The 20,199-nt window shown below is 47.0% G+C and carries 21 protein-coding genes; 17 read left to right on the top strand and 4 right to left on the bottom strand.

The annotated features are described in order from the left end of the window. Positions 1–5 precede the first annotated feature (5 nt). The 4 genes from H70357_RS31430 to H70357_RS31415 all read right to left on the bottom strand — a co-directional run bounded on the left by H70357_RS31430 (position 6) and on the right by H70357_RS31415 (position 3,387). Positions 6–713 (bottom strand): ABC transporter permease, encoded by a 708-nt coding sequence (locus H70357_RS31430; RefSeq protein WP_038597346.1) that lies wholly within the window; start codon positions 711–713, stop codon positions 6–8. A gap of 1 nt (position 714) precedes the next feature. After that, positions 715–1,626: an ABC transporter ATP-binding protein gene (locus tag H70357_RS31425; protein ID WP_038597344.1), complete on the bottom strand. Its 912-nt coding sequence runs from the start codon at positions 1,624–1,626 to the stop codon at positions 715–717. 97 nt (positions 1,627–1,723) lie between these two features. Continuing rightward, positions 1,724–2,683, bottom strand: coding sequence for a sensor histidine kinase (locus H70357_RS31420; RefSeq protein WP_038597342.1), 960 nt, complete (start codon positions 2,681–2,683; stop codon positions 1,724–1,726). Next, on the bottom strand, positions 2,680–3,387 hold the full coding sequence (locus H70357_RS31415; protein WP_038597340.1) for a response regulator transcription factor: 708 nt from the start codon (positions 3,385–3,387) through the stop codon (positions 2,680–2,682). The genes H70357_RS31420 and H70357_RS31415 overlap by 4 nt, the downstream gene beginning before the upstream one ends. Positions 3,388–3,555: 168 nt before the next feature. Here H70357_RS31415 and H70357_RS31410 point away from each other — a divergent pair, with 168 nt between their 5' ends. The 17 genes from H70357_RS31410 (at position 3,556) to secA (ending at position 19,838) form a co-directional block, all read left to right on the top strand. Then, positions 3,556–3,966, top strand: coding sequence for a TIGR03826 family flagellar region protein (locus H70357_RS31410; RefSeq protein ID WP_038597338.1), 411 nt, complete (start codon positions 3,556–3,558; stop codon positions 3,964–3,966). Positions 3,967–4,069: 103 nt separating this feature from the next. Further along, positions 4,070–4,357: a flagellar biosynthesis anti-sigma factor FlgM gene (gene flgM, locus H70357_RS31405; protein WP_038597336.1), complete on the top strand. Its 288-nt coding sequence runs from the start codon at positions 4,070–4,072 to the stop codon at positions 4,355–4,357. Positions 4,358–4,369: 12 nt separating this feature from the next. Beyond that, positions 4,370–4,870 carry a flagellar protein FlgN gene (locus tag H70357_RS31400; protein WP_038597334.1) on the top strand — a complete coding sequence of 167 codons (501 nt, stop codon included), beginning with the start codon at positions 4,370–4,372 and terminating at the stop codon, positions 4,868–4,870. Between the two features lie 57 nt (positions 4,871–4,927). Then, complete coding sequence (flgK, locus tag H70357_RS31395) at positions 4,928–6,523, top strand: flagellar hook-associated protein FlgK (protein ID WP_038597332.1); 1,596 nt, start codon at positions 4,928–4,930, stop codon at positions 6,521–6,523. Positions 6,524–6,537: 14 nt separating this feature from the next. Further along, positions 6,538–7,455, top strand: coding sequence for a flagellar hook-associated protein FlgL (gene flgL / locus H70357_RS31390; RefSeq protein WP_197073634.1), 918 nt, complete (start codon positions 6,538–6,540; stop codon positions 7,453–7,455). Positions 7,456–7,473: 18 nt separating this feature from the next. Beyond that, entirely contained in the window at positions 7,474–8,037 is a 564-nt protein-coding gene (locus H70357_RS31385; RefSeq protein WP_038597330.1) for a DUF6470 family protein, read from the top strand. A 116-nt stretch (positions 8,038–8,153) separates the two neighbouring features. Then, positions 8,154–8,600: a flagellar assembly protein FliW gene (locus H70357_RS31380; protein WP_038597328.1), complete on the top strand. Its 447-nt coding sequence runs from the start codon at positions 8,154–8,156 to the stop codon at positions 8,598–8,600. A 1-nt stretch (position 8,601) separates the two neighbouring features. Then, positions 8,602–8,844 (top strand): carbon storage regulator CsrA, encoded by a 243-nt coding sequence (csrA, locus tag H70357_RS31375; RefSeq protein ID WP_038597326.1) that lies wholly within the window; start codon positions 8,602–8,604, stop codon positions 8,842–8,844. Between the two features lie 231 nt (positions 8,845–9,075). Continuing rightward, the gene (locus tag H70357_RS31370; protein WP_038597323.1) at positions 9,076–10,770 is read left to right on the top strand and encodes a flagellin N-terminal helical domain-containing protein; all 1,695 of its coding nucleotides are present in this window, start codon (positions 9,076–9,078) and stop codon (positions 10,768–10,770) included. A 139-nt stretch (positions 10,771–10,909) separates the two neighbouring features. Next, on the top strand, positions 10,910–11,305 hold the full coding sequence (locus H70357_RS31365; protein WP_038597320.1) for a flagellar protein FlaG: 396 nt from the start codon (positions 10,910–10,912) through the stop codon (positions 11,303–11,305). Between the two features lie 17 nt (positions 11,306–11,322). Next, entirely contained in the window at positions 11,323–13,275 is a 1,953-nt protein-coding gene (fliD, locus tag H70357_RS34680; protein ID WP_052092351.1) for a flagellar filament capping protein FliD, read from the top strand. Between the two features lie 19 nt (positions 13,276–13,294). Next, positions 13,295–13,708 (top strand): flagellar export chaperone FliS, encoded by a 414-nt coding sequence (gene fliS, locus H70357_RS31355; protein WP_038597318.1) that lies wholly within the window; start codon positions 13,295–13,297, stop codon positions 13,706–13,708. Further along, positions 13,701–14,036 carry a flagellar protein FliT gene (locus tag H70357_RS31350; protein WP_038597316.1) on the top strand — a complete coding sequence of 112 codons (336 nt, stop codon included), beginning with the start codon at positions 13,701–13,703 and terminating at the stop codon, positions 14,034–14,036. Before fliS ends, H70357_RS31350 begins: the two co-directional genes overlap by 8 nt. Before the next feature lie 226 nt (positions 14,037–14,262). Beyond that, the gene (locus H70357_RS31345) at positions 14,263–14,460 is read left to right on the top strand and encodes a cold shock domain-containing protein (RefSeq protein WP_019915069.1); all 198 of its coding nucleotides are present in this window, start codon (positions 14,263–14,265) and stop codon (positions 14,458–14,460) included. Between the two features lie 331 nt (positions 14,461–14,791). Then, on the top strand, positions 14,792–16,243 hold the full coding sequence (locus H70357_RS34675) for an S-layer homology domain-containing protein (protein ID WP_052092350.1): 1,452 nt from the start codon (positions 14,792–14,794) through the stop codon (positions 16,241–16,243). Positions 16,244–16,422: 179 nt separating this feature from the next. Next, positions 16,423–16,974, top strand: a complete 552-nt coding sequence (hpf, locus tag H70357_RS31335; RefSeq protein WP_038597313.1) for a ribosome hibernation-promoting factor, HPF/YfiA family — start codon at positions 16,423–16,425, stop codon at positions 16,972–16,974. Between the two features lie 356 nt (positions 16,975–17,330). Continuing rightward, complete coding sequence (secA, locus tag H70357_RS31330; RefSeq protein WP_038597310.1) at positions 17,331–19,838, top strand: preprotein translocase subunit SecA; 2,508 nt, start codon at positions 17,331–17,333, stop codon at positions 19,836–19,838. Positions 19,839–20,199: the final 361 nt, after the last annotated feature.

Genomic DNA, 20,199 nt, shown 5'->3' with positions numbered 1-20,199 from the left:
AACGGTCATTTTACTTCCATTTTGAAGGTATGCATGAGCAGCGCAGCCAGCGAGACCGGGAACACAATTACAATCAGCATTACGATCTTTCCGGTCTCGATGTTTCCAATACCGGATACATAGGGAGCAGCCACCACGGAAAAAGGCGAATACCAAAAATATTTGCTGCCGCTGAGTCCAAGACTCAGATTAGTAATCGTAGCGGCCACTGCCACCAGCACGGGTACAAGCAGTGAACGGCTGATCTGGCTAAATAGAGCAAAGAGCGGCAGAACCGCAAGCTGACCCAGCAGGAACAGCCCTGCGCGTGCTAATTGATCGGTCAGCAGTTCTGTAGGCAACGGCTCTCCTTTAAAAATCCAAATGGTAATATACATCCCTATAAATTCAATAAACGTGCTGGCCAATAAAATCAGGAAAGCTATGATTAGTTTGGTGAATATAATCGACATTCTGGAGCGTGGATAGGTGTATAACACAGAAGCCGTAAAATCTGTATATTCCTTGGAGATGATTTGACTGGCTAGTAGAGCAATCCAAAGGGTTACCGTCATGAATGCATACATCAGCTTTTCATTCGAGAGATAACCTTCCCAGGACATTGGTTCTCCGAGGCGCATTACCATAAACAACAATGGGCCAAACAGGCTTACTGCGGGGAGAGCCCAGAAAAGCGGTGATTTTCGGAACTTGAGCCATTCACAGTACAGCATCTTAGTTCAGCTCCTTTTGGCTGGTGACATGGATGAAGAAATCCTCGAGTGAGTCGGCGCGGATGGCCAGTTCTTTCACTTCAATCCCGTGCACCACCAGCTGGCGGTTGATTTCACCGCTGTTGTCGAAGCCCTCGTACAAGCGGAGCACTCCCTTTTCCCACACCTGGAACTTGTGAATTCCAAGCTGCTGCTCCAATAACACGGCCGTCTGCTGATCATCGTCTACCTTAAGCTCAAGATAGTGGCGGTTTTTGCCCTGGATTTCTTCGTAATCCAACTGCTCAATGAGTCTGCCTTTATGCATAATACCGATCCGGTTGGCCATAAGCTCGATTTCACCCAAAATATGACTAGAGATCAGCACGGTCAATTCCCGCTTCTTCTGCAGGTCTACAATAAGCTCGCGGGTATCCTTAATGCCAAGGGGGTCAAGCCCATTAATCGGCTCATCCAGGATGAGCATGTCCGGACGATGCATGAGTGAACGGGCAATGCCGAGGCGTTGGCGCATGCCGAGTGAGAGCTGTTTTGCCTTTTTATGTGCGGCCTGCTGCAGACCGACCAGCTTCAGATGCTCCATCACGGATTCCCTCTCGGGAATGCCGCTCATCCGGCGGTGAATTTCAAGATTCTCGGCGGCTGTCAGATGTGGATAGAATCCCGGAGTTTCGATAATAGAGCCAATCCGGCTGTAAAGCGTTCTGTGCAGCGGATTACCAAGCCATTCGATGCTGCCGGAGGTAGGCTGGATTAATCCCAAAATCATGCGCAGGGTCGTAGTTTTGCCGGCTCCGTTCTGGCCGAGAAGACCATAAATATCACCTTGGCGCACGGTCAGGTTCAAATTTTCAACTACGGCCGAGTTTCGGTAGCGCTTGTTTAAGTCACGGGTTTGCAGAATAGGAATCATTGATTGTCTCTCCTCAGTAAAGGTATGGACTCAGCTTAGAGGAATACCCTTACTTAACTATGACTTAATTCTTACTTTTTCTTTAATATTCCACAATTCAGCAGGAGGAAGCCTTAGGCAGCTGCAAAATAAAAGAGGTGCGTTCCCCCGGTATCGAAGCGGCATGGAGACTTCCCCCCAGCTTGAGCGCCAGCTGTCTGGCTATCGTGAGTCCCAAGCCGCTGCCGCTGCTGCCGGATGTGCGGGCAGGTTCAAGCGTGTACATTCTTTCGAAAATAAGCTTCAAATTCCCTGGCGAAATTCCTGGTCCGTTATCCCAGATTTCAAGCGAAATGTGATCCTCCGTTTCGGTGAGCCGCGCCCCGATTATTCCGGAGGAAGCCCCGTGCCGCAAGCTGTTGGACAGCAAATTGCCTACGATGCGTTCCACAGCCATGCTATCACCAAGCGCATACAAGCGTTTTTGCGGAATCTCCACAACAGGCTCCAGTGACAGGCTGAGAAAAGAAGGATAGAGGCCGACCAGCATTTCCTTGACCAATCTGTTCATGTCTATGGGGACGTTTTGCAGGGGGAGATCCCCGGCTTCAATCTTCGCCAATTGAAAAAACTGATCCAGCAGCTCATACATCGAGCGGGATTTCTTATAAGCGATGTTCATGAATTGTTTCTGCTCCGCACCGCTCAGATTCTCATCCGTTTGCAGTACCTCCAAATAGCCCATCACAGAGGTCAAAGGGGTGCGTAAATCATGCGAGATATTCGATACCAGCCGTTTGTGCGCGTCCTCTGCTTGCCTTGTACGGGATTCAGCATTTTGCAGACGGTCCAGAAGACTGTTAATGCCGGAAGCTAACTTGCGAAGTATAGGATTTTCGCTAAAGATCCGAACCCGCTCATTGGGCAGGGCCTGTCCGGGTTCTGTGAAGGCAGTCTTGTTCAAAAGAAACTCACGGACATGTTTCAGTTCACGATGAAGCCGCAGTAAGCGGAAGGCAAGGACAATGGCCAACAGGACAGCAAGAATCAGGCTGATAAGAAGGAAAAGAACCGTCATACTTCACCCCATTTGTAGCCCATTCCCCAGACTGTGATGATATGCCGGGGGAGGGAAGGGTCCTCTTCAATTTTGGAGCGCAATCTGCGGATGTGTACAGAAATGGTGTTTTCCGCACCAGCACCTGCATAATCTTCACCCCAGATTCGGGTATATAGATTTTCCCGGGTGAACACTTTTTTGGGATGAGAGGCCAGCAAATAGACGATTTGAAATTCCGTGGCCGTCAGACCGAGGGAGACACCGTTTTGCAGGACTGAGCATTGCTCGGGATCAATTAAAAGATCGCCGCAGGAGATGTATGGATTGCTTTGTTCAAGTAGGGGATCGGCTGAAAAATCAATATACCGCCGGATAAGCGCCTTTGCACGGGCTATTAATTCAAAGATACTGAAAGGCTTAATGATATAGTCATCAGCTCCACTGCCGAGACCGATGATTTTATCCGTTTCCCCGTCTTTGGCGGTCATAATTAGCACGGGCACGTAGCTGACCGCACGGATTCTTCTCAACACCTCCAGTCCATCCATACCTGGAAGCATCAGATCGAGCAATACAAGCTGAAAAGGGCCGTTGCTCTCAAAGGCTGCCTTTGCCTCAAAACCGTTCCCGATCCGCATGCATTCCATGCCTTCCTTATGAAAATATCGTTCGAGCAGCCCGGAAATTTCCTGATCATCTTCAATGACAAGAATACGAATCATGTGATTTCTCCTTTGATATGACCGTTTAGCATATTTTTTGCTATTATAATATAATTAAAGCGATTTTTTAGCCGATACTAATCATAGACGGAATTTCAGCTATCATGTAATCTAGAGCATAAGACGTGAATTCACTGTAAAGAATGTAAGAAGGGAGCCGCTGCCGAAATGAATTTAGACAATTGTCCAAAGTGCGGCCGGTTATATGTCAAAAATATCATGGACCTGTGCCAGCCCTGTCTCAAAGAGCTTGAACATCAATATGAAATCTGCGTAGAATATCTGCGCAAAAACAGAGGCACCAATATTCAGGAGCTGTCCGATGCTACGGAGATTCCGATCAAGGAAATCACCCGTTTTATTCGCGAAGGCCGAATTTCCATAGCAAATGCGCCTAATATGATGCTGCCGTGCGAGGTGTGTGGAACCTTGATCCGTGAAGGGCATATGTGCGACAGCTGCCGCTCCCGTCTGACGAAAGATCTTGCAAATGCTGCTAAAGAAAGTGCTGCTGCGGAACCTCTTAAGAAGTCATCTGAGGGTGCATACCGGGCAGTCGATAAGCTCCGCGGTATATAAATTCTGTAAAAAAACGTTTGCAGCTATAAAGAATGTTTCAACGTAGGCCGATAAACTTAGTAAAGATTATCGGCTTTTTTATATCAAAAGGAAGGTGGAAGTTATGAAAATTAACGAGACCGGACGAATTAATGCGATTAATCCGTATCAACGCAGTGCGGAATCGCAAAGGCAGGAACAAATGAAGAAGAGTACGCGTAAAGATGAGGTTTCTATTTCCGACGAAGCTATTAAGCTCTTGCAAGCCCAGAACAGCGGCAAGGTTGATGCAGAACGCGCACTTAAGATTGACAGCTTGAAGCAACAGGTCTCCGCAGGTACCTATGAAGTAGACGCAGCCAAACTCGCAGAGAAACTCGCCCCTTATTTTAAGCAATCCTCCGAGAATTAGGTGAACCCATCCATGGCATTGACGAAATTGCTTGAATTGCTTGAGCGGCTGGACGAAGCGCATCTTCAGATGCTGGATCTGGCCGCTGTCAAGAAACAGACGATTATGGACAACAAGGTGGATGGTCTTATTGACATCATGAACCGTGAGTCCAAATTAATGAAGCTGATTGGACAGCTTGAAGAGCAGCGCACGGAGGCTGCGTATGCCTTTTTGCAGCATGTGGGCATACGCTCCAACCTGAATCTGAATCTGACAGAGCTGTCCCGGCTTGTATTTGACCCTGAAGACAAATTACGGCTGCTGCAAATTCAGCAGAAGCTTTCAGACACAGTGCGTCGCTTGAAGAAAGCCAATGAGCTAAACCAGAAGCTGATTGAGCAGTCGCTTACCTTTATAGATTATTCCCTGGATTTGCTTGTCGGAAGACCGAACCAGGACTTTACCTATCATCATCCATCCGACAAGGGCAACAGCGCAGCACGGCCGGGCCTTTTTGACACCCGCGGATAGAAATGTATTTATTACTGGCTGTTTTGCCGGAGCAATCACAAGGGAGGACCAAGTAGCATGACATCGACATTTCACTCAATTGAGACCGCAAGACGAAGCCTTTTCACGCAGACTGCTGCGCTCAATACAACCGGACACAACATTGCCAATGCAAATACGGAGGGCTATACCCGCCAGCGCGTGAATATGAAAGCAGCTTCACCTATTGAGGCGTATGGACTCACTAATTCTACCGTTCCTGGCCAGCTGGGTACCGGTGTAGAATTCACCTCCATCGAACGGATCCGGGAAATGTTCCTGGATGACCAATACCGTGGAGAAAGTGCCGCCAGCGGCAACTGGACCATCCAATCGGATACTCTTGATAAGCTGGAGGCTATTGTGAATGAACCTTCAGATACAGGCATCCGGACCGTACTCGATAACTTCTGGAAATCTTGGTCAGATTTGAGCAAGAATCCAGAGGACCCAACGGCCCGTAAAATTGTAGTGCAGACCACACAATCGCTTACTGATGCAATCAATTATATGAGCACACAACTAAATAATCTTGATCGTGATCTTACCTCCAATATTGATGTAAAGGGGAAGGAAATCCAAACCTACCTCAGTTCTATCGTCGACCTGAACCAATCCATTGCCAAAATTGAAGGCATGGGGGATCAAGCCAATGATCTGCGGGATCAACGTGACCTGTTGACGGACAAGCTGTCCAAGATTGCTAATATTACGGTGGTAGATACGGACGCCGGATATAACATCTCATTGGGGGGGCGGAATCTTGTGCAGGGAGCAGCGCTCAGCGCAACGGTAGACAGCGCGTTCCTTAATGCTGCTTATGATTCTGGAGATCTGAAGGCTGGAGAAGCTTACGGGATGATATTTTCCAACAGGACTTATGTCACAGATTACAAGAAACAGCTTGATACTTTGGCTAATACGATTGCCAACGGAGAGGTGCAGGTTACTATTCCGGCAGGCTCTACTGTACCCGCAGGAACTACAGTACTCAAAGACTCAGAAATCATAAATGTAGACGGGACTAAGACCACACTGCTTGCAGGTACTGCAATTCCTATTCCTCTGACAGGTGATCTGAAAACTACTGTTAAGGGCCTGAACGGCATGCATCAGTTGGGATTTGGTATGGATGGCAGCTCAGGCCGCGCATTTTTTACCCCTGCTGTCGCAGGTGAAGCTATCACTGCCGGCAATATTCGTTTAAATCCGGAGATTGCAGCCGACCCAAGTCTATTTGCAACTTCGATGCGTGCAACTACTGATGCTGCTGGCCAGGTTTCAGTGATCAAAGGCAATAATACCTTGGCCCTGATGTTCAGCAATCTCAAAGATAATAATACATTTACTACAGCAAGCGGCTCTACAACAGGCACTGTCGGATCCTATCTCAGCTCTATGGTTGGCCAGCTTGGTATTCAATCACAAGAGGCTGCCCGCCAGGCAAGCAATTCGGACTTTCTGGTCGAGCAAGTGAATTCCCGCCGCCAGTCTGTAAGCGGCGTATCACTGGATGAAGAAATGTCGAATATGCTGGTATTCCAGCATGCTTACAGTGCTGCTGCGCGTTTTATGACGACTTTTGATGAAATGCTCGATAAATTGATTAATTCTACCGGCACCGTCGGCAGATAGAGGAGGAAGAGCATATGTTGAGGGTGACCTCCAATATGATGAATTCACAGCTGCTGCTTAACTTGAACCGCAATGCGCGTACCATGAACGATACACAGCTGCAGCTTGCCAGCGGGCGGAAGATCAACAAGCCCTCCGACGACCCTGTAGGAATTACATATTCCTTGCGTTACCGTGCGGAGCTTTCGTCAAATGAACAATATACCAGGAACGTAGACGGTGCTCTCTCTTGGCTTGACTATAATGATACTGTGCTGGGCCAGGCAGGAGATGTTGTGCAGCGTCTGCGGGAGCTTACCGTGAAAGCATCGACAGGAAGCAATCCCCAATCGGCTTTGGACAGCATCAACGAAGAGGTTTTGCAGCTCAAACAGCAACTTGTGGATATCTCCAACAGCAAGCTCAATGGTAAATACATCTTTAATGGTGAGAAATATGATGCCAAGCCGTATGATTTTGCCAAAGGGGCAGATGGGACCTATGACACTTCCATGCCGGTCACTACAGATTCTGGACAAATTCAGTATATTGTAGGTGAAGGTGTGCAGATGCCTATTAATATGACTGGTAATGATGTGTTTGGTCATACTGGGGATTCTGATAATCTATTCTCAATTATTAATAACATTTCTGATGCCTTGAAAAAAGGTGATTTAACAGCCATATCAGGTCAACTGGACAAAATCGATACACGGGTTGAAACCATTTTATCTGCCCGCGCAGAGATAGGTGCTAAGACTAATCGCGTGGAATTAATGCAGGACCGCCTTAGCGATCTCAATATCAACCTGACGGATCTGCAAGCGAAGACGGAAGATGCCGATTACGAGGAGCTTATTATGAAGTCCAAAATTCAAGAGAATATCTACAATGCCTCTTTGTCGGTAGGTGCTAAGATTATATCTACCACACTCGTGGACTTTATCAGATAACGGAGGTGAAGTTCGCTTATGCAGTCCATTCTGCAAATTCGGCAGACACCGGCGATAATTGGTATTGATGCTGATCCCGGCACGTTCTCCATGTCTCAGCCCAAGGCAGAGGTAAATGTAACGACTACCCCAGGGGAACTCAACGTGCAGTCATTCCGGCCGGAGCTTACTATTGACCAAACGAGGGCACACGCCGCCTATAACGGAGGCAGTGTATTGGATATGAACAAACGTATCTATTCAGGAATTCAGCAGTTGTATCTACAAGCGATTGCCCGCAGAGTGGAGCAAGGAACAAGAATGGCTGAGTTTTTTAAGCCTGGTAATACGATAGCTGAAATATATGGCATGGATACTGAGCCGAATTCCTTCCCTGAGCCTTGTGGGCCGGCCTCCTATGATAACGTGGATATCCATATTGAGACGAGAGCTCCCCAAATTAGCTTTCGGGCAGCAGAGGTTGATATACAAGTCGAGAGACATCGTCCGGAGACTGAATATACTCGCGGCAAGCTGAATATTTACATGCAGCAATATGCATCGATTCAGTTTATTCCACCCGAAGTGAATGTTCAATTGTAGCTTGTTAAGCTATAGATGTGCCTAGAGCGCCTCTATAGCTTTTGTACTTTTCTAATAATATTATATTATGCCTAAGGAATAGTTTTGCATTGCAGAACTTTTAAGGAGTGAACAACTTGATTATTGAAACGCTGTCTTGGGGTAAACTAGAAATAGACGAAGAACAGATCTATCATTTCTCTAAAGGATTGCCCGGCTTCGATGAGGAGACTGAATTTGCTCTGATACCGATGGCGGAAACTCCGTTTTGGGTATTACAGTCTGTAAAAACCATAGGTCTATCTTTCTTATTAGGTGATCCCTTTGTCTTTTACCCCACCTTTGAGTTTGAGTTGCCGGATGATGAAGCTGAAGAGTTAGGGATTGGCAAAGATGTCGTTGTCCGCTGCATTATTACATTAAAAGAGCAATTAGATCAATCAACGATTAATCTTCTCGCTCCCGTTGTACTCAATCCTACAGGCCTATCCGGCAAACAGATTGTTTTGCACAAGGCCCCTTATCATACGAAGCATAGCTTGCTGCAGGAACAGTCGACTATAGACGGAAAGGATGGTGGATAACATGCTCGTACTGTCCCGCAGAAAAGGGGAGTCCATCGTGATACAGGACCAGATTGAGCTGACGATCCTAAGTGTGGATGGGGATACAGTTAAAGTGGGGATTTCTGCACCGAAACATGTTGATATTTTCCGCAAAGAAGTCTATCTCTCCATCCAAGAGTCGAACCGTGAATCTGTTGCTCCTCAACAGTCTGATTTGAATGCGCTAATTAATCGGCTGCGCGGCTCAAATGCCAATAATTAAATATTCGGAACTGTTTAACCAACCTGAGCAGCAATATACTGCTCGGTTTTTTTTGTCGATTGGAGAAGAAAAATAAAAGAAAAATAAAAAAACTTTAAAAAGCTCTAAACAGTTGGGGACATACAGTCGATATATGTATTAGACGCTGATCCGGCAGGGCGGCCGACCTTAATGGTTCGGCGTTTACCACATGGATGTGGAACTAACTTAATTTCAGGGAGGAAATATCAAATGATTATCAACCACAATATCCCGGCGTTGAACACTCATCGCCAACTGTCCATCAACACAGCCAACACTAGTAAAAATATTGAGAAATTGTCTTCCGGTCTTCGCATCAACCGTGCCGGTGACGATGCTGCCGGTCTGGCAATCTCCGAAAAAATGCGCGGTCAAATCCGCGGTTTGGATCAAGCTTCCCGTAATGCTCAAGATGGTATCTCGTTGATTCAAACCGCTGAAGGTGCATTGAACGAAACTCACTCCATCCTTCAACGTCAACGCGAAATCGCTAACCAATCCGCTAACGGAACAAACACTGATTCCGATCGTCAAGCTCTGCAAGACGAAATGAACCAACTGACTTCCGAAATCAACCGTATCGGTAACACTACTGAGTTCAATACTCAGAAATTGTTGCAAGGTGATGGAAAAGCGAGTCTTGCTGGAACTGGTGTTGCTCAAGACGGTTTTGTTAGTGGTGGTACAACCGTTCACGGTCAAGCAACGCAAACGCTGAAAGTTATCGCTGGTGCGACAAACGATAAGCTCTCACTAACAATTAACGGCCAAGAAATTAGTTATACTCTTGATGCTACAGACGGTGCAGCTATAACTGCTGCTACTGGTGCAGCACCCAAAGCCGCAGCAACTGCAGCTGCTTTTCGAGCAGGACTTCAAAAAGCAATTGATGCTAATGATGTATTAAAAGGAAGTTTCACAGTTGGAGGTACCGCGGATGACGTTGAGCTTAAGGCCGTTGCTACCGCAGCTGGAGGAAAGTTCGATGGAACTAGTGGTTATATGTCTGCTGCTGTAGCGACTGGTACAGCAAGTTTGATTACTAGTGGAGCTACTGCTGCTGTAGGCAGCACAACGCATACTGCAGCAAAAGGAACTCTTGACTTCACAAGTGTTACTACAGCCGCTGCTGCTGGAAAATTGATTGGAACAGGATTCACGATTGGTGACCAACAAATTGAGTTCTATGATGCTACAAAAGGTGCTTACACTGGTAAAGGCCTTGGAGTTAACATCAGTGCTTCCGCTAACGCTACTGGTGCCGTAGGTGCAGGAGATATTGCTAAAGCAATCGTAGATACTCTTGCAACTAAAATTGAAGGCGTAACTCTTTCTGTGGGTACTACTACCGATACTAACAAATTGGTCATCACATCAAACGCTAAAGGTGCTGATGGTAACGGTCTTACTTTGAAAGATGGCGGAATTCAAAAAGACTTCGAAACTTCTTTCCAAATCGGTGCAAACAAAGGCCAATCCATGAGCCTGTCCATCAAAGACGTTCGCTCGAATGCTCTGGGTATCACTGGTAAAGCTGGCGATGCTGGTTTCACTAAGACAAATACTGTAACTAACGGAACTAATGATGTTAAAGGCGAAGCAGCTCTGAACATTGCCACTAAAGAAGGCGCATCTGCAGCTATCGAAGTTCTGGACAAAGCAACTGCATTCGTATCCAGCGAGCGTTCTAAACTGGGTGCTGTTCAAAACCGTCTGGAACACACTATCAACAACTTGGGTACAGCTTCAGAGAACCTGACTGCTGCTGAATCCCGTGTTCGTGACGTTGATATGGCTAAAGAAATGATGCAACAAACTAAGAACAACATCCTTGCTCAGGCTGCACAAGCTATGTTGGCGCAAGCTAACCAACAGCCACAAGGCGTTCTGCAATTGCTTCGTTAAGATTTACGCGCTTCACACTAGGCTTCGGGGAAACCCGGGGCCTTTTTTCTTTTTTTGCTTGACTTGAACAAAATCCTAAATTATCCCTGAAACTAACCGATATATAAAGTATTAAAGTGTATAGTGGAGGTCGGGGTTAATGAATGTACAGTTTTCACTTACTGCTAGTTCTACAACAAGCGGACAGGGTAGAACTGAATCAACAACAGCATCGGGTAGTGGACCGGTATCACCTGTAAATCAAGTCTCTGCGATCCGTAATGCCAAGGAGATGAGTCTGAAAGAAAAGCAGGGCGTGAATGTATCCGTTGCTGAGGAACAGTTGATCCGCACCATTGAACGGGCTGTTCAATCTCTGCAAGGACCCCAGACCACGCTGGAGATCAGCATCCATGAGAAGACACATGATATTATGGTGAAGGTGCTTAACAAAGATACCGGTGAATTAATACGCGAAGTTCCGCCAGAGAAGACGCTTGATCTTGTAGCTAGTATGATGGAAATCGCAGGAATACTTGTAGACGAAAAAATATAACCTTTGGAGGTGTCAACTTGGTAACACGTGTAAATGGTTTCTCAGGCATGGACATTGATAGCATGGTCAAGAGTATGATGGCCGCCAAACGGGTGCCCCTAGATAAGCTTACCCAAGATAAGCAGCTCCTGCAGTGGACGCGGGAAAGCTACCGGGAGCTGAACAGTAAACTCTACGATTTTCGGCAAAACAAATTGATTGTGAAATATGGCGGGAATGCGGCTCTAAATGCGAATAAGGCAATTACTACTGGAAACACGGATGCCGTAAAAGCAGAGGCTCTGGCTTCCGCCAATGGAATTAACATGGAGGTAAGTGTTAGTCAGTTGGCTGCCCGGACAACGCTGCAGATGAATACAGGATTAGGACAAGGAGTACCAAGCGTTACTTCTTTGGCTCAGCTCGATGGTGTTGATTTATTTAGTCTTTCAGAGGATGCCCGAACCGAGTACCTGAAGAAGGGTTTTGATGTTGCCATTAATGGGGTGGAATTTAAGGACAAGGATGGCAAATCCCTGTTCAATGGTCTTACTTCTATATCAACGATGGTGGCAACCATTAATTCCCACCCGACTGCCAATGCTATTGCAAGCTATGATGAGATTACAGGGAAATTGAGTATTGCCTCCAAGACCAGTGGAGATCCTAATCCAGCTTCTGGATACAAAGCAACAAGGGATGTAAAGGTAGGGGACGGAAGTACCTTATTGGCTTTATTCACCAAGAGAACTGTTACGGAAGTAGAGACCATTGGGGCCGGAACCAGCGATGGTACCAAAACATTGGCTCACCTCCAAAATCTGCTGGATACGACAATCGAGGCAGATGCCGAGAAGTTGAAATACAAATTCAGCGTCAATGGTGAATCCTTCTCCTTTGACGGAACAAAATCTATTAATGATGTTGTAGCTGAGATTAACGCGAAGTCGGGTACAACTAAAGTACAGGCAGAATTTACTGGCGGCAAATTGAAGCTGACTGCGGACTCTGGCAGCGAAGTAAAGCTTGGGGGGGATTCCTTCGAGCTGCTGCAGTTGTTCAAAGGTGTAAAGCCTGCTGTAGGGAGTCCCAGTGATTACAATGTTAAGACTGGACAGAACGCCATCGTCTCTATTAATGGTGAACTCATTAAAGATACGAACGACAATGTTTTCACAATTAATGGCGTCCAACTGACGCTGCTGAAGGAAACGGTTATAAGAGGTCCTGTTGATCCTGCAAATCCAACCGCTCCACCTCCAATAACAGGTGACAATACGATCAAAATTACAACCCAATCTGACCCGGATAAAGCTATAGAGTCCATTAAAGGCTTTATAGAAGACTACAACAGCTTGATCAAAACGCTGAATTCCAAAATTGATGAAGTTAAATATCGTGATTTCAGGCCACTGACGGATGAGCAGAAGAAGGAATTAAAAGAAGCAGATATTAAGACCTGGACAGAGAAGGCACAAAGTGGTCTTCTAAAGAATAATGACATTATAAAAAATGTCCTATCCCAAATGCGCGGAGTTATAACGGAGAAGTTGGGTCCGCTTAGTACGCTTGGGATTACCACAGGGAATTATGCCTCAGACGGCATGTTGGTGATTGAGAACGAAACGAAGCTGAAGGCTGCCATCAGTGCAAATCCTCAGCTTGCTCTTGACCTGTTCCAGGGTCCGGGAAATGCTGTAAATGACGGTATTTTTGATAAGATGGCAGATAAGATAAGTGCTGCACTTAGCAATATTGCTGAACGCGCAGGAACAAACAAAAACTCAATGGATCTATCCAGCACCTTTAAAGAACAAAGTGTAATGGGTAAGACGATGAAGGGGTACAATAGTCGAATTCTTCTCATGCAGAGAAACCTGGCAAATACGGAGAATCGCTACTACAAGCAGTTCACTGCGATGGAAACGGCAATGAGTAAGATGCAATCTCAGTCCTCCAGTTTACTATCCAGCATGGGTCAATCATCATAACAGTTAAAGGGTGAGATCATTGATTAATTCTCCATACGATAAATACCGCCAGTCTTCCGTTCAGACGTCTACACCTGCCCAACTGGTGATCATGCTCTATGACGGAGCCATCCGCTTCATCCGGGCAGGGCTGGACGGTCTGAAACGGAACGATCTTGAAAAAACCAATATTAATCTCGGTAAGGCGCAAACCATCGTCAGTGAGCTGATGAGTACGCTTGATCGTAGCTACGAGGTGTCTGAAGGACTATATTCACTCTACGAGTATACGAGTTTCCTGCTCGTAGAAGCGAATATCCGCAAGGATGCAGTGAAAGCTGAGGAAGCGGTAGGCTACTTAACCGAACTGCGGGAGACCTGGCTGCAGGCCTCCAAAATTGCGGCTGGCCAGGGCGGCCAGGCGCCGTTACCGACGGAAAGCTCGCATGGATGAGCTGATTACGCAGCTGCAGCTGTTGACGAAAGACATCCTGGAGCGGCTGAACGATGCTGATTATGAGGAACTTGAAGTTTTTGTGGAGGAGCGTCAGCAACTGATAGACGACATGACTCGCCAGCTTTCGTCTAATCCTGCACGAGAGTCGCAAAAGGTCGAAATCGCACGGATTGTGGAGCGTGATACAGAAATCACTGCCCGCATGAATGTCCTCCGCCTGGAAGCTCAAGATTGGCTCCAGAAACGGAATCAGGCTAAAGCACAGCGCAATGCCTACGAAGCCGGATACACCCCGGACAGCTTCCTGATGGACCGGAAAAAATAATAATTTCCTGATGATTCATCTCAGGAGCAGGCGGGTATTAAATAGCGTCTGCTCCTTTTTTGATGAAAAATATCACAAGTATGACGACTTTATATTAAATTTAGGGATGGTAATTTATTGAAAGAAAACATTTACTATTCCAATTGACAATAAAGAAGCAGCGGTGGTATAGTCGACTTGTGAGCAAGACTCACGTTCATCTGATGACGAAGGGAATGTTTAATCAATGGAAGGTAAAGTTAAATGGTTTAACGCAGAAAAAGGTTATGGCTTCATCGAAACTGCCGATGGTGGCGACGTATTTGTACACTTCTCCGCGATTCAAACTGACGGTTTCAAGACTTTGGATGAAGGACAATCCGTAGAGTTTGATATCGTAGAAGGCGCACGCGGACCACAAGCAGCTAACGTCATCAAATTATAATCATCCGGCGAAGCCGACCTACATATATGGTAGATGGTTAGCAATTGAGACTACGCTAGCGCGGACCTTGGGATTACTCCCGAGGTCCTTTTTTGTTGTTCAGGTAATTAACAGAGTAGCAAAATAAGAAAGAATGAGCGTAGGTTAAATCAACAGTTCCCAACATTTTGCCAATTTTTTGTTAGATTCACCCTTGTAGAGGGTAATGTAAGACGTTGGGCTCTCAATGTGCCTCGACATACACAACTATGGCGTATGCTTCCGGGAGGATGTGGAAGAAGCGATGAGTGAAGCCTATGCCCATCAAACACTCAGGAGGATGAACAGCTGAATGAAGAAAACATGGCGTGGATTTATGACCGTACTACTTGGAGTTAGCATGTTGTTCGGGGCTCTGGGCAGTGTTTCTGCCGCTTCTGTGCCAAAGGATATTAAGGGACACTGGGCACAAAGCCAACTGCAGAACTGGCTGGACAAAGGATATTTGGGTGGATACCCTGATGGTACGGTTAAGCCCAATAAGGTGATTACCCGGGGCGAATACGTTGCTTTTGTAAACCGCCTCTTTGGATTCACGGATACGGCGGCTATCAGCTTCAAGGATCTTCAAAAATCCAACTGGGCTTACAATGAAGTAGCGAAAGCTGTAAAAGCCGGATATATCGCCGGTTTTAGCGACAAAACCTTTCGCCCTTTAAGCCCGCTGACAAGACAGGAAGCAGCGGCAATTACTGCCAGATTACTTAGTCTGAACACAGGCAGCACTACACTTGCATTCAAGGATAGTGCCCAGATTTCTGTGTGGGCACGGGGATCCGTTGCTGCGGTAGCCAATAAGAAAATTATCAACGGGTATACAGACGGAACCTTCGGCCCTAAGAAATCGCTGACAAGAGCCGAAGCGGTTACCATCATCGGAAATTCGGTAGCTAACCGGCCGGATGGCTCTGGTGGTACTGTAACACCTACACCTACGCCAACAACCGCGCCAACCGCGACACCTGCACCTTCGGCAACACCTGCACCAACGCCAATTCCAACTAGCGGTACAGGCGGAGGCAGCGGTGGTGGAGGAGGCAATGGCGGTGGCATCACTGTTCCATCTGTAAGTGGTGTAACCTACGGCCATGTTGGTGTTGTTACAGCAGATGTGTATCTTACACCTTCAGTGACTGGCGATGTCTATTATGTTGTGGCACCTTACAGCAGTACTGTATCGGCACCGAGCGCTTTGCAGATTAGAGACGGCCTGACCAGTGCCGGAACAGCTGGTGTCTATAGCGGGAAGACTGCAGCAACAGGCAATACAACTGTATCCTTCTCTGTCTATGGCTTGCAGGCGGGTACTGAGTATGCAGCCTATGTAACGCTTGCTGATTCTTACGGAAACTGGTCTGAAGTATCGACACTGCGTTTAACCACTGCTGCAAGCAGTGCAACGTCTATTACTGCTGTTAAACCAGGGGAGATAGGTACGGTTACAGCAGATGTGTATGTCACCTACGGGCAAGCAGGTGGGACTGCTGCACCGGTAAGATATGTGGTGTTGCCGGCTAATGCAGCTGATCCGAATGCAGCTCAAATTGCCCAGGGAAAAGATAGTGCAGGAACAGCGCTGTCAGCTCCTTGGACGGGTTTAATCAGCCCTGCCCCTGCTCCTGGAGTAAGACAGACGCTGGGCTTAACCGGCCTGACTGCGAATACCAGCTACAAGGTATATCTCATTACCGGCAGTGAAAACACATGGTCACCGGTGGAGATCCTGCGTATTCATACTAAGTAGAAGTAATTGACTTTGGTCCGGAAGAGGGTAATTAAAAACTGCCCCTTCCGGGCCAATTGTGTATTTTCGGGGAAATAATCGCATCTTATGTTAGCTAAATGTAAAGGCTGTCATGATTTGTTTTTTACTTAGCGCTGACAATTTGGTATAATGAAAATGTAAACAAAGGAGGAGTGCCCATGCAATTCAGCATTCGAGGTCAACAAATTGAAGTGACCGACGCTTTGAGAGAATATGTTGATAAGAAGCTCAGCAGACTTGAGAAGTATTTCGATGCACCCCCTACCTCAGAAGGATATGTGACGCTTGGCGTTGTCCGCGGCCTTCATACGGTGGAGGTAACCATTCCACTGGCAGGTGTGACGCTTCGTGCCGAGGACCGCAGTGATGACATGTACGCTTCCATTGATGCAGTTGTGGACAAGCTGGAACGCCAAATCCGTAAGCACAAGACCAAACTTAATCGTAAGTTCCGCCAGGAAGGAAGCCTGAAGACGCTGTTTGTAGAAGGATCCCCTAGTGCTGTTGCTGTAGAGGAACAGGATTATGATGATTTGGAAGTTGTGCGTAACAAGCGGTTTACCTTGAAGCCTATGGATGTCGAGGAAGCGATCCTGCAAATGAACATGGTTGGACATAATTTCTTTGTGTTCTCCAACATCGACACTTCTGAAGTGAGTGTTGTTTACAAACGGAATGATGGAAAGTATGGCTTGATTGAACAGAACTAGATTCTGAAAATCAACAAGGCAATAGCTGAGGCAGCGTTATTCGTTTCAGTCTGACGTAGAAAATTAACCGAGCCCCTATTCGTGTGAATCGAATAGGGCTCTTGTGCGTATATAAACGGAGACAGAAAAAAGGGCGACATTGCCCTCCAAAGGTACAGCGGCATTTCAGCGAAAATATGAAGTTAAAACGCGACTGAGCTTTTTTTGTAAAATAAGGTTGCGGCCTGCTCGTATTGCGGCATCTCTTACAAACTGTTACAATTTATGAAGCAGCGGAATCGAAATAATATATGGCCCTTTCAATTTTGTGGGATGGGCTCGATTCCACCATCTGTGTTGCATGAAAGGGGTTAACCATGCTAGGACTTGTAAAGAAAATATTCGGCGACACCAATGAACGGGATGTCAAACGTCTAATGAAGACGGTCGAAGTAATTAATGGACTGGAGCCGGATTTTGTGGCGCTTTCGGATGAAGCGCTCAAAGCTAAGACTGAAGAATTCCGTGCCCGTATTGAGAAGGGCGAAACCTTGGAAGAGATTCTTCCCGAGGCCTTTGCAACCGTACGCGAAGCTTCCAAACGGACGCTGGGCATGCGGCATTTTGACGTACAGCTGGTTGGGGGAATGGCGCTGCATGAAGGCCGGATCTCCGAGATGAAGACAGGTGAAGGTAAGACACTGGTAGGAACGCTGCCGGTATATTTGAATGCATTGCTGGGTAAAGGCGTGCATGTTGTAACCGTAAATGACTATCTCGCTCAGCGCGACAGTGCGCAAATGGCACAAATTTATAACTTCCTGGGCTTGACCGTCGGGGTGAACCTGAACGGTATGGACCATGCTGATAAACAAAGCGCTTATGCCTGCGATATTACGTATGGCACGAACAATGAATTCGGCTTCGACTACCTGCGTGACAACATGGTGCTCTACAAGGAGCAAATGGTACAACGCCCGCTATACTTCTGTATTATTGATGAGGTTGACTCCATCTTGATTGATGAAGCCCGTACCCCGCTTATTATTTCCGGACAGGCTGAGAAATCGACAGAGTTGTATTACGCCGCAGACCGTTTCGTGAAGAAGCTGACTGCTGAAGAGGACTATACGATTGATATTAAAGTGAAGTCCGTGGCTTTGACCGAGAAGGGTGTCGCTACGGCTGAACGTGCTTTTGGCATTGAGAATCTATACGACCATGCCCATGTAACCTTGAACCATCATATCGTACAAGCCCTCAAGGCTAATGCTATTATGCGCCGTGATGTGGATTATGTAGTAAATGATGAAGAGGTTGTTATTGTCGATGAATTCACGGGCCGTCTGATGGCCGGACGCCGTTATAGTGACGGACTGCATCAAGCGATTGAAGCCAAGGAAGAGATTCAGGTACAGAATGAAAGCATGACGCTCGCTACAATTACGTTCCAGAACTACTTCCGGATGTACCGTAAGCTGGGTGGTATGACAGGTACTGCGAAGACGGAAGAAGAGGAATTCAAGAAGATCTACGGGCTGGAAGTTCTCCAGGTGCCGACCAATAAACCTAACAAACGTGATGATATGCCAGACGTCGTGTACAAGAGCGAAAATGGCAAATTCAACGCTGTAGTAGCGGAGATTGTAGAGCGCCACAAAAAGAACCAGCCAGTACTGGTAGGTACAGTATCCATCGAGAATTCCGAACGCGTATCTGAAATGCTGAAACGCAAGGGTGTTAGACACCAGGTGCTGAACGCCAAACATCACGAGGCTGAAGCAGAAATTATCTCTCATGCCGGACAACCGGGAACAGTAACTATCGCTACGAATATGGCTGGCCGTGGTACGGATATTGTACTGGGTGAAGGTGTGACCGATCTTGGTGGCCTGCATATTATTGGTACGGAGCGGCATGAATCCCGGCGGATTGATAACCAGCTGCGTGGACGCGCGGGACGTCAAGGCGACCCGGGCTCAACTCAATTTTATCTGTCGCTTGGCGACGAACTGATGAAACGCTTCGGAGCGGACAATGTCCTGAATATGATGGACCGTCTCGGATTCGAAGAAGATCAGCCGATTGAGAGCCGTATGATTACCCGTGCAGTGGAATCTGCCCAGAAGCGGGTAGAAGGTAACAACTTTGATATCCGTAAGGTCGTATTGCAATATGATGACGTAATGAATCAGCAGCGTGAGATTATCTACAAACAACGCCGTGAAATTCTGGAGTCTGACAACATTAAAGATATCGTAGTGGAAATGATCAAGCCGGTCATTGACCGTGTGGTTAACGCCCACTGTAGTGATGATATTCCGGAAAACTGGGAGCTTCAAGAGGTTGCTGATTATGTAAACAGCAAGCTGTTGGAAGAAGGCGTTTTGACACGTGACGATCTTTGGGGCAAGGAAGTTGAAGAGATCATCGAGTACATCTTCACCCGTGTGCTGGAGAAATATGCAGCCCGTGAAGAACGTCTGGGTGCTGAGCTGGTACGCGAATTCGAGAAGGTTATCGTACTTCGTTCCGTAGACAGCAAATGGATGGATCATATTGATGCGATGGATCAGCTTCGTCAAGGGATTCACCTGCGCGCTTACGGCGGTACTGATCCGCTTCGCGAATATCAATTCGAAGGCTTTGAAATGTTCAATGCCATGACCGCCAGCATTCAGGAAGAAGTAGCGACCTACATTATGAAGGCGCACATTGAGACGAATCAGGAACGCCAGTCAGTAGTGGAAGAGGACAAAATCTCCACAAATGCCGAGCCTGCCGAGAAACGTCCGGTGCATGTAGAGTCTGCGATTGGCCGCAACGACCCTTGCCCTTGCGGAAGCGGCAAGAAGTACAAGAACTGCCACGGACAGAACGCGTAAGACATTTGGATGATTTTCAGATGTCCGGTCTTCCGGTAAAATAGTGAGAAGATCTGAAGCTGCGAATGTTTTTTTACCAAGTGCGCTTTAGGTCTTGTCCATTGCTTCAAAGGTTATAATGACAATAAAATGCGGCTGGGCCCGGGGGACTCCCCCGTTTTGCGGCCCGGCCGCTTTTTTGGACTTTGGGATCTTTTGGTGACCAAGAAGCGGACCACGCGGAATCGTTCTTGAGAACCTAGCCATGAAGGTGAGAGTAACGGAGGGGAAGTTTGGAACTGTAGGAGCGCTAGCGTCCGCCTTTGTCTTCGGATTTCTACCGCTAATAGCGGATAAAATCAAGAAATCTGAAGACAACAGC

Source organism: Paenibacillus sp. FSL H7-0357 (genome assembly GCF_000758525.1).
GTDB lineage: Bacteria > Bacillota > Bacilli > Paenibacillales > Paenibacillaceae > Paenibacillus_AQ.
The sequence above is the reverse complement of the archived record's forward strand: the minus strand, read 5'-3'. Positions and strand labels throughout refer to the sequence as shown.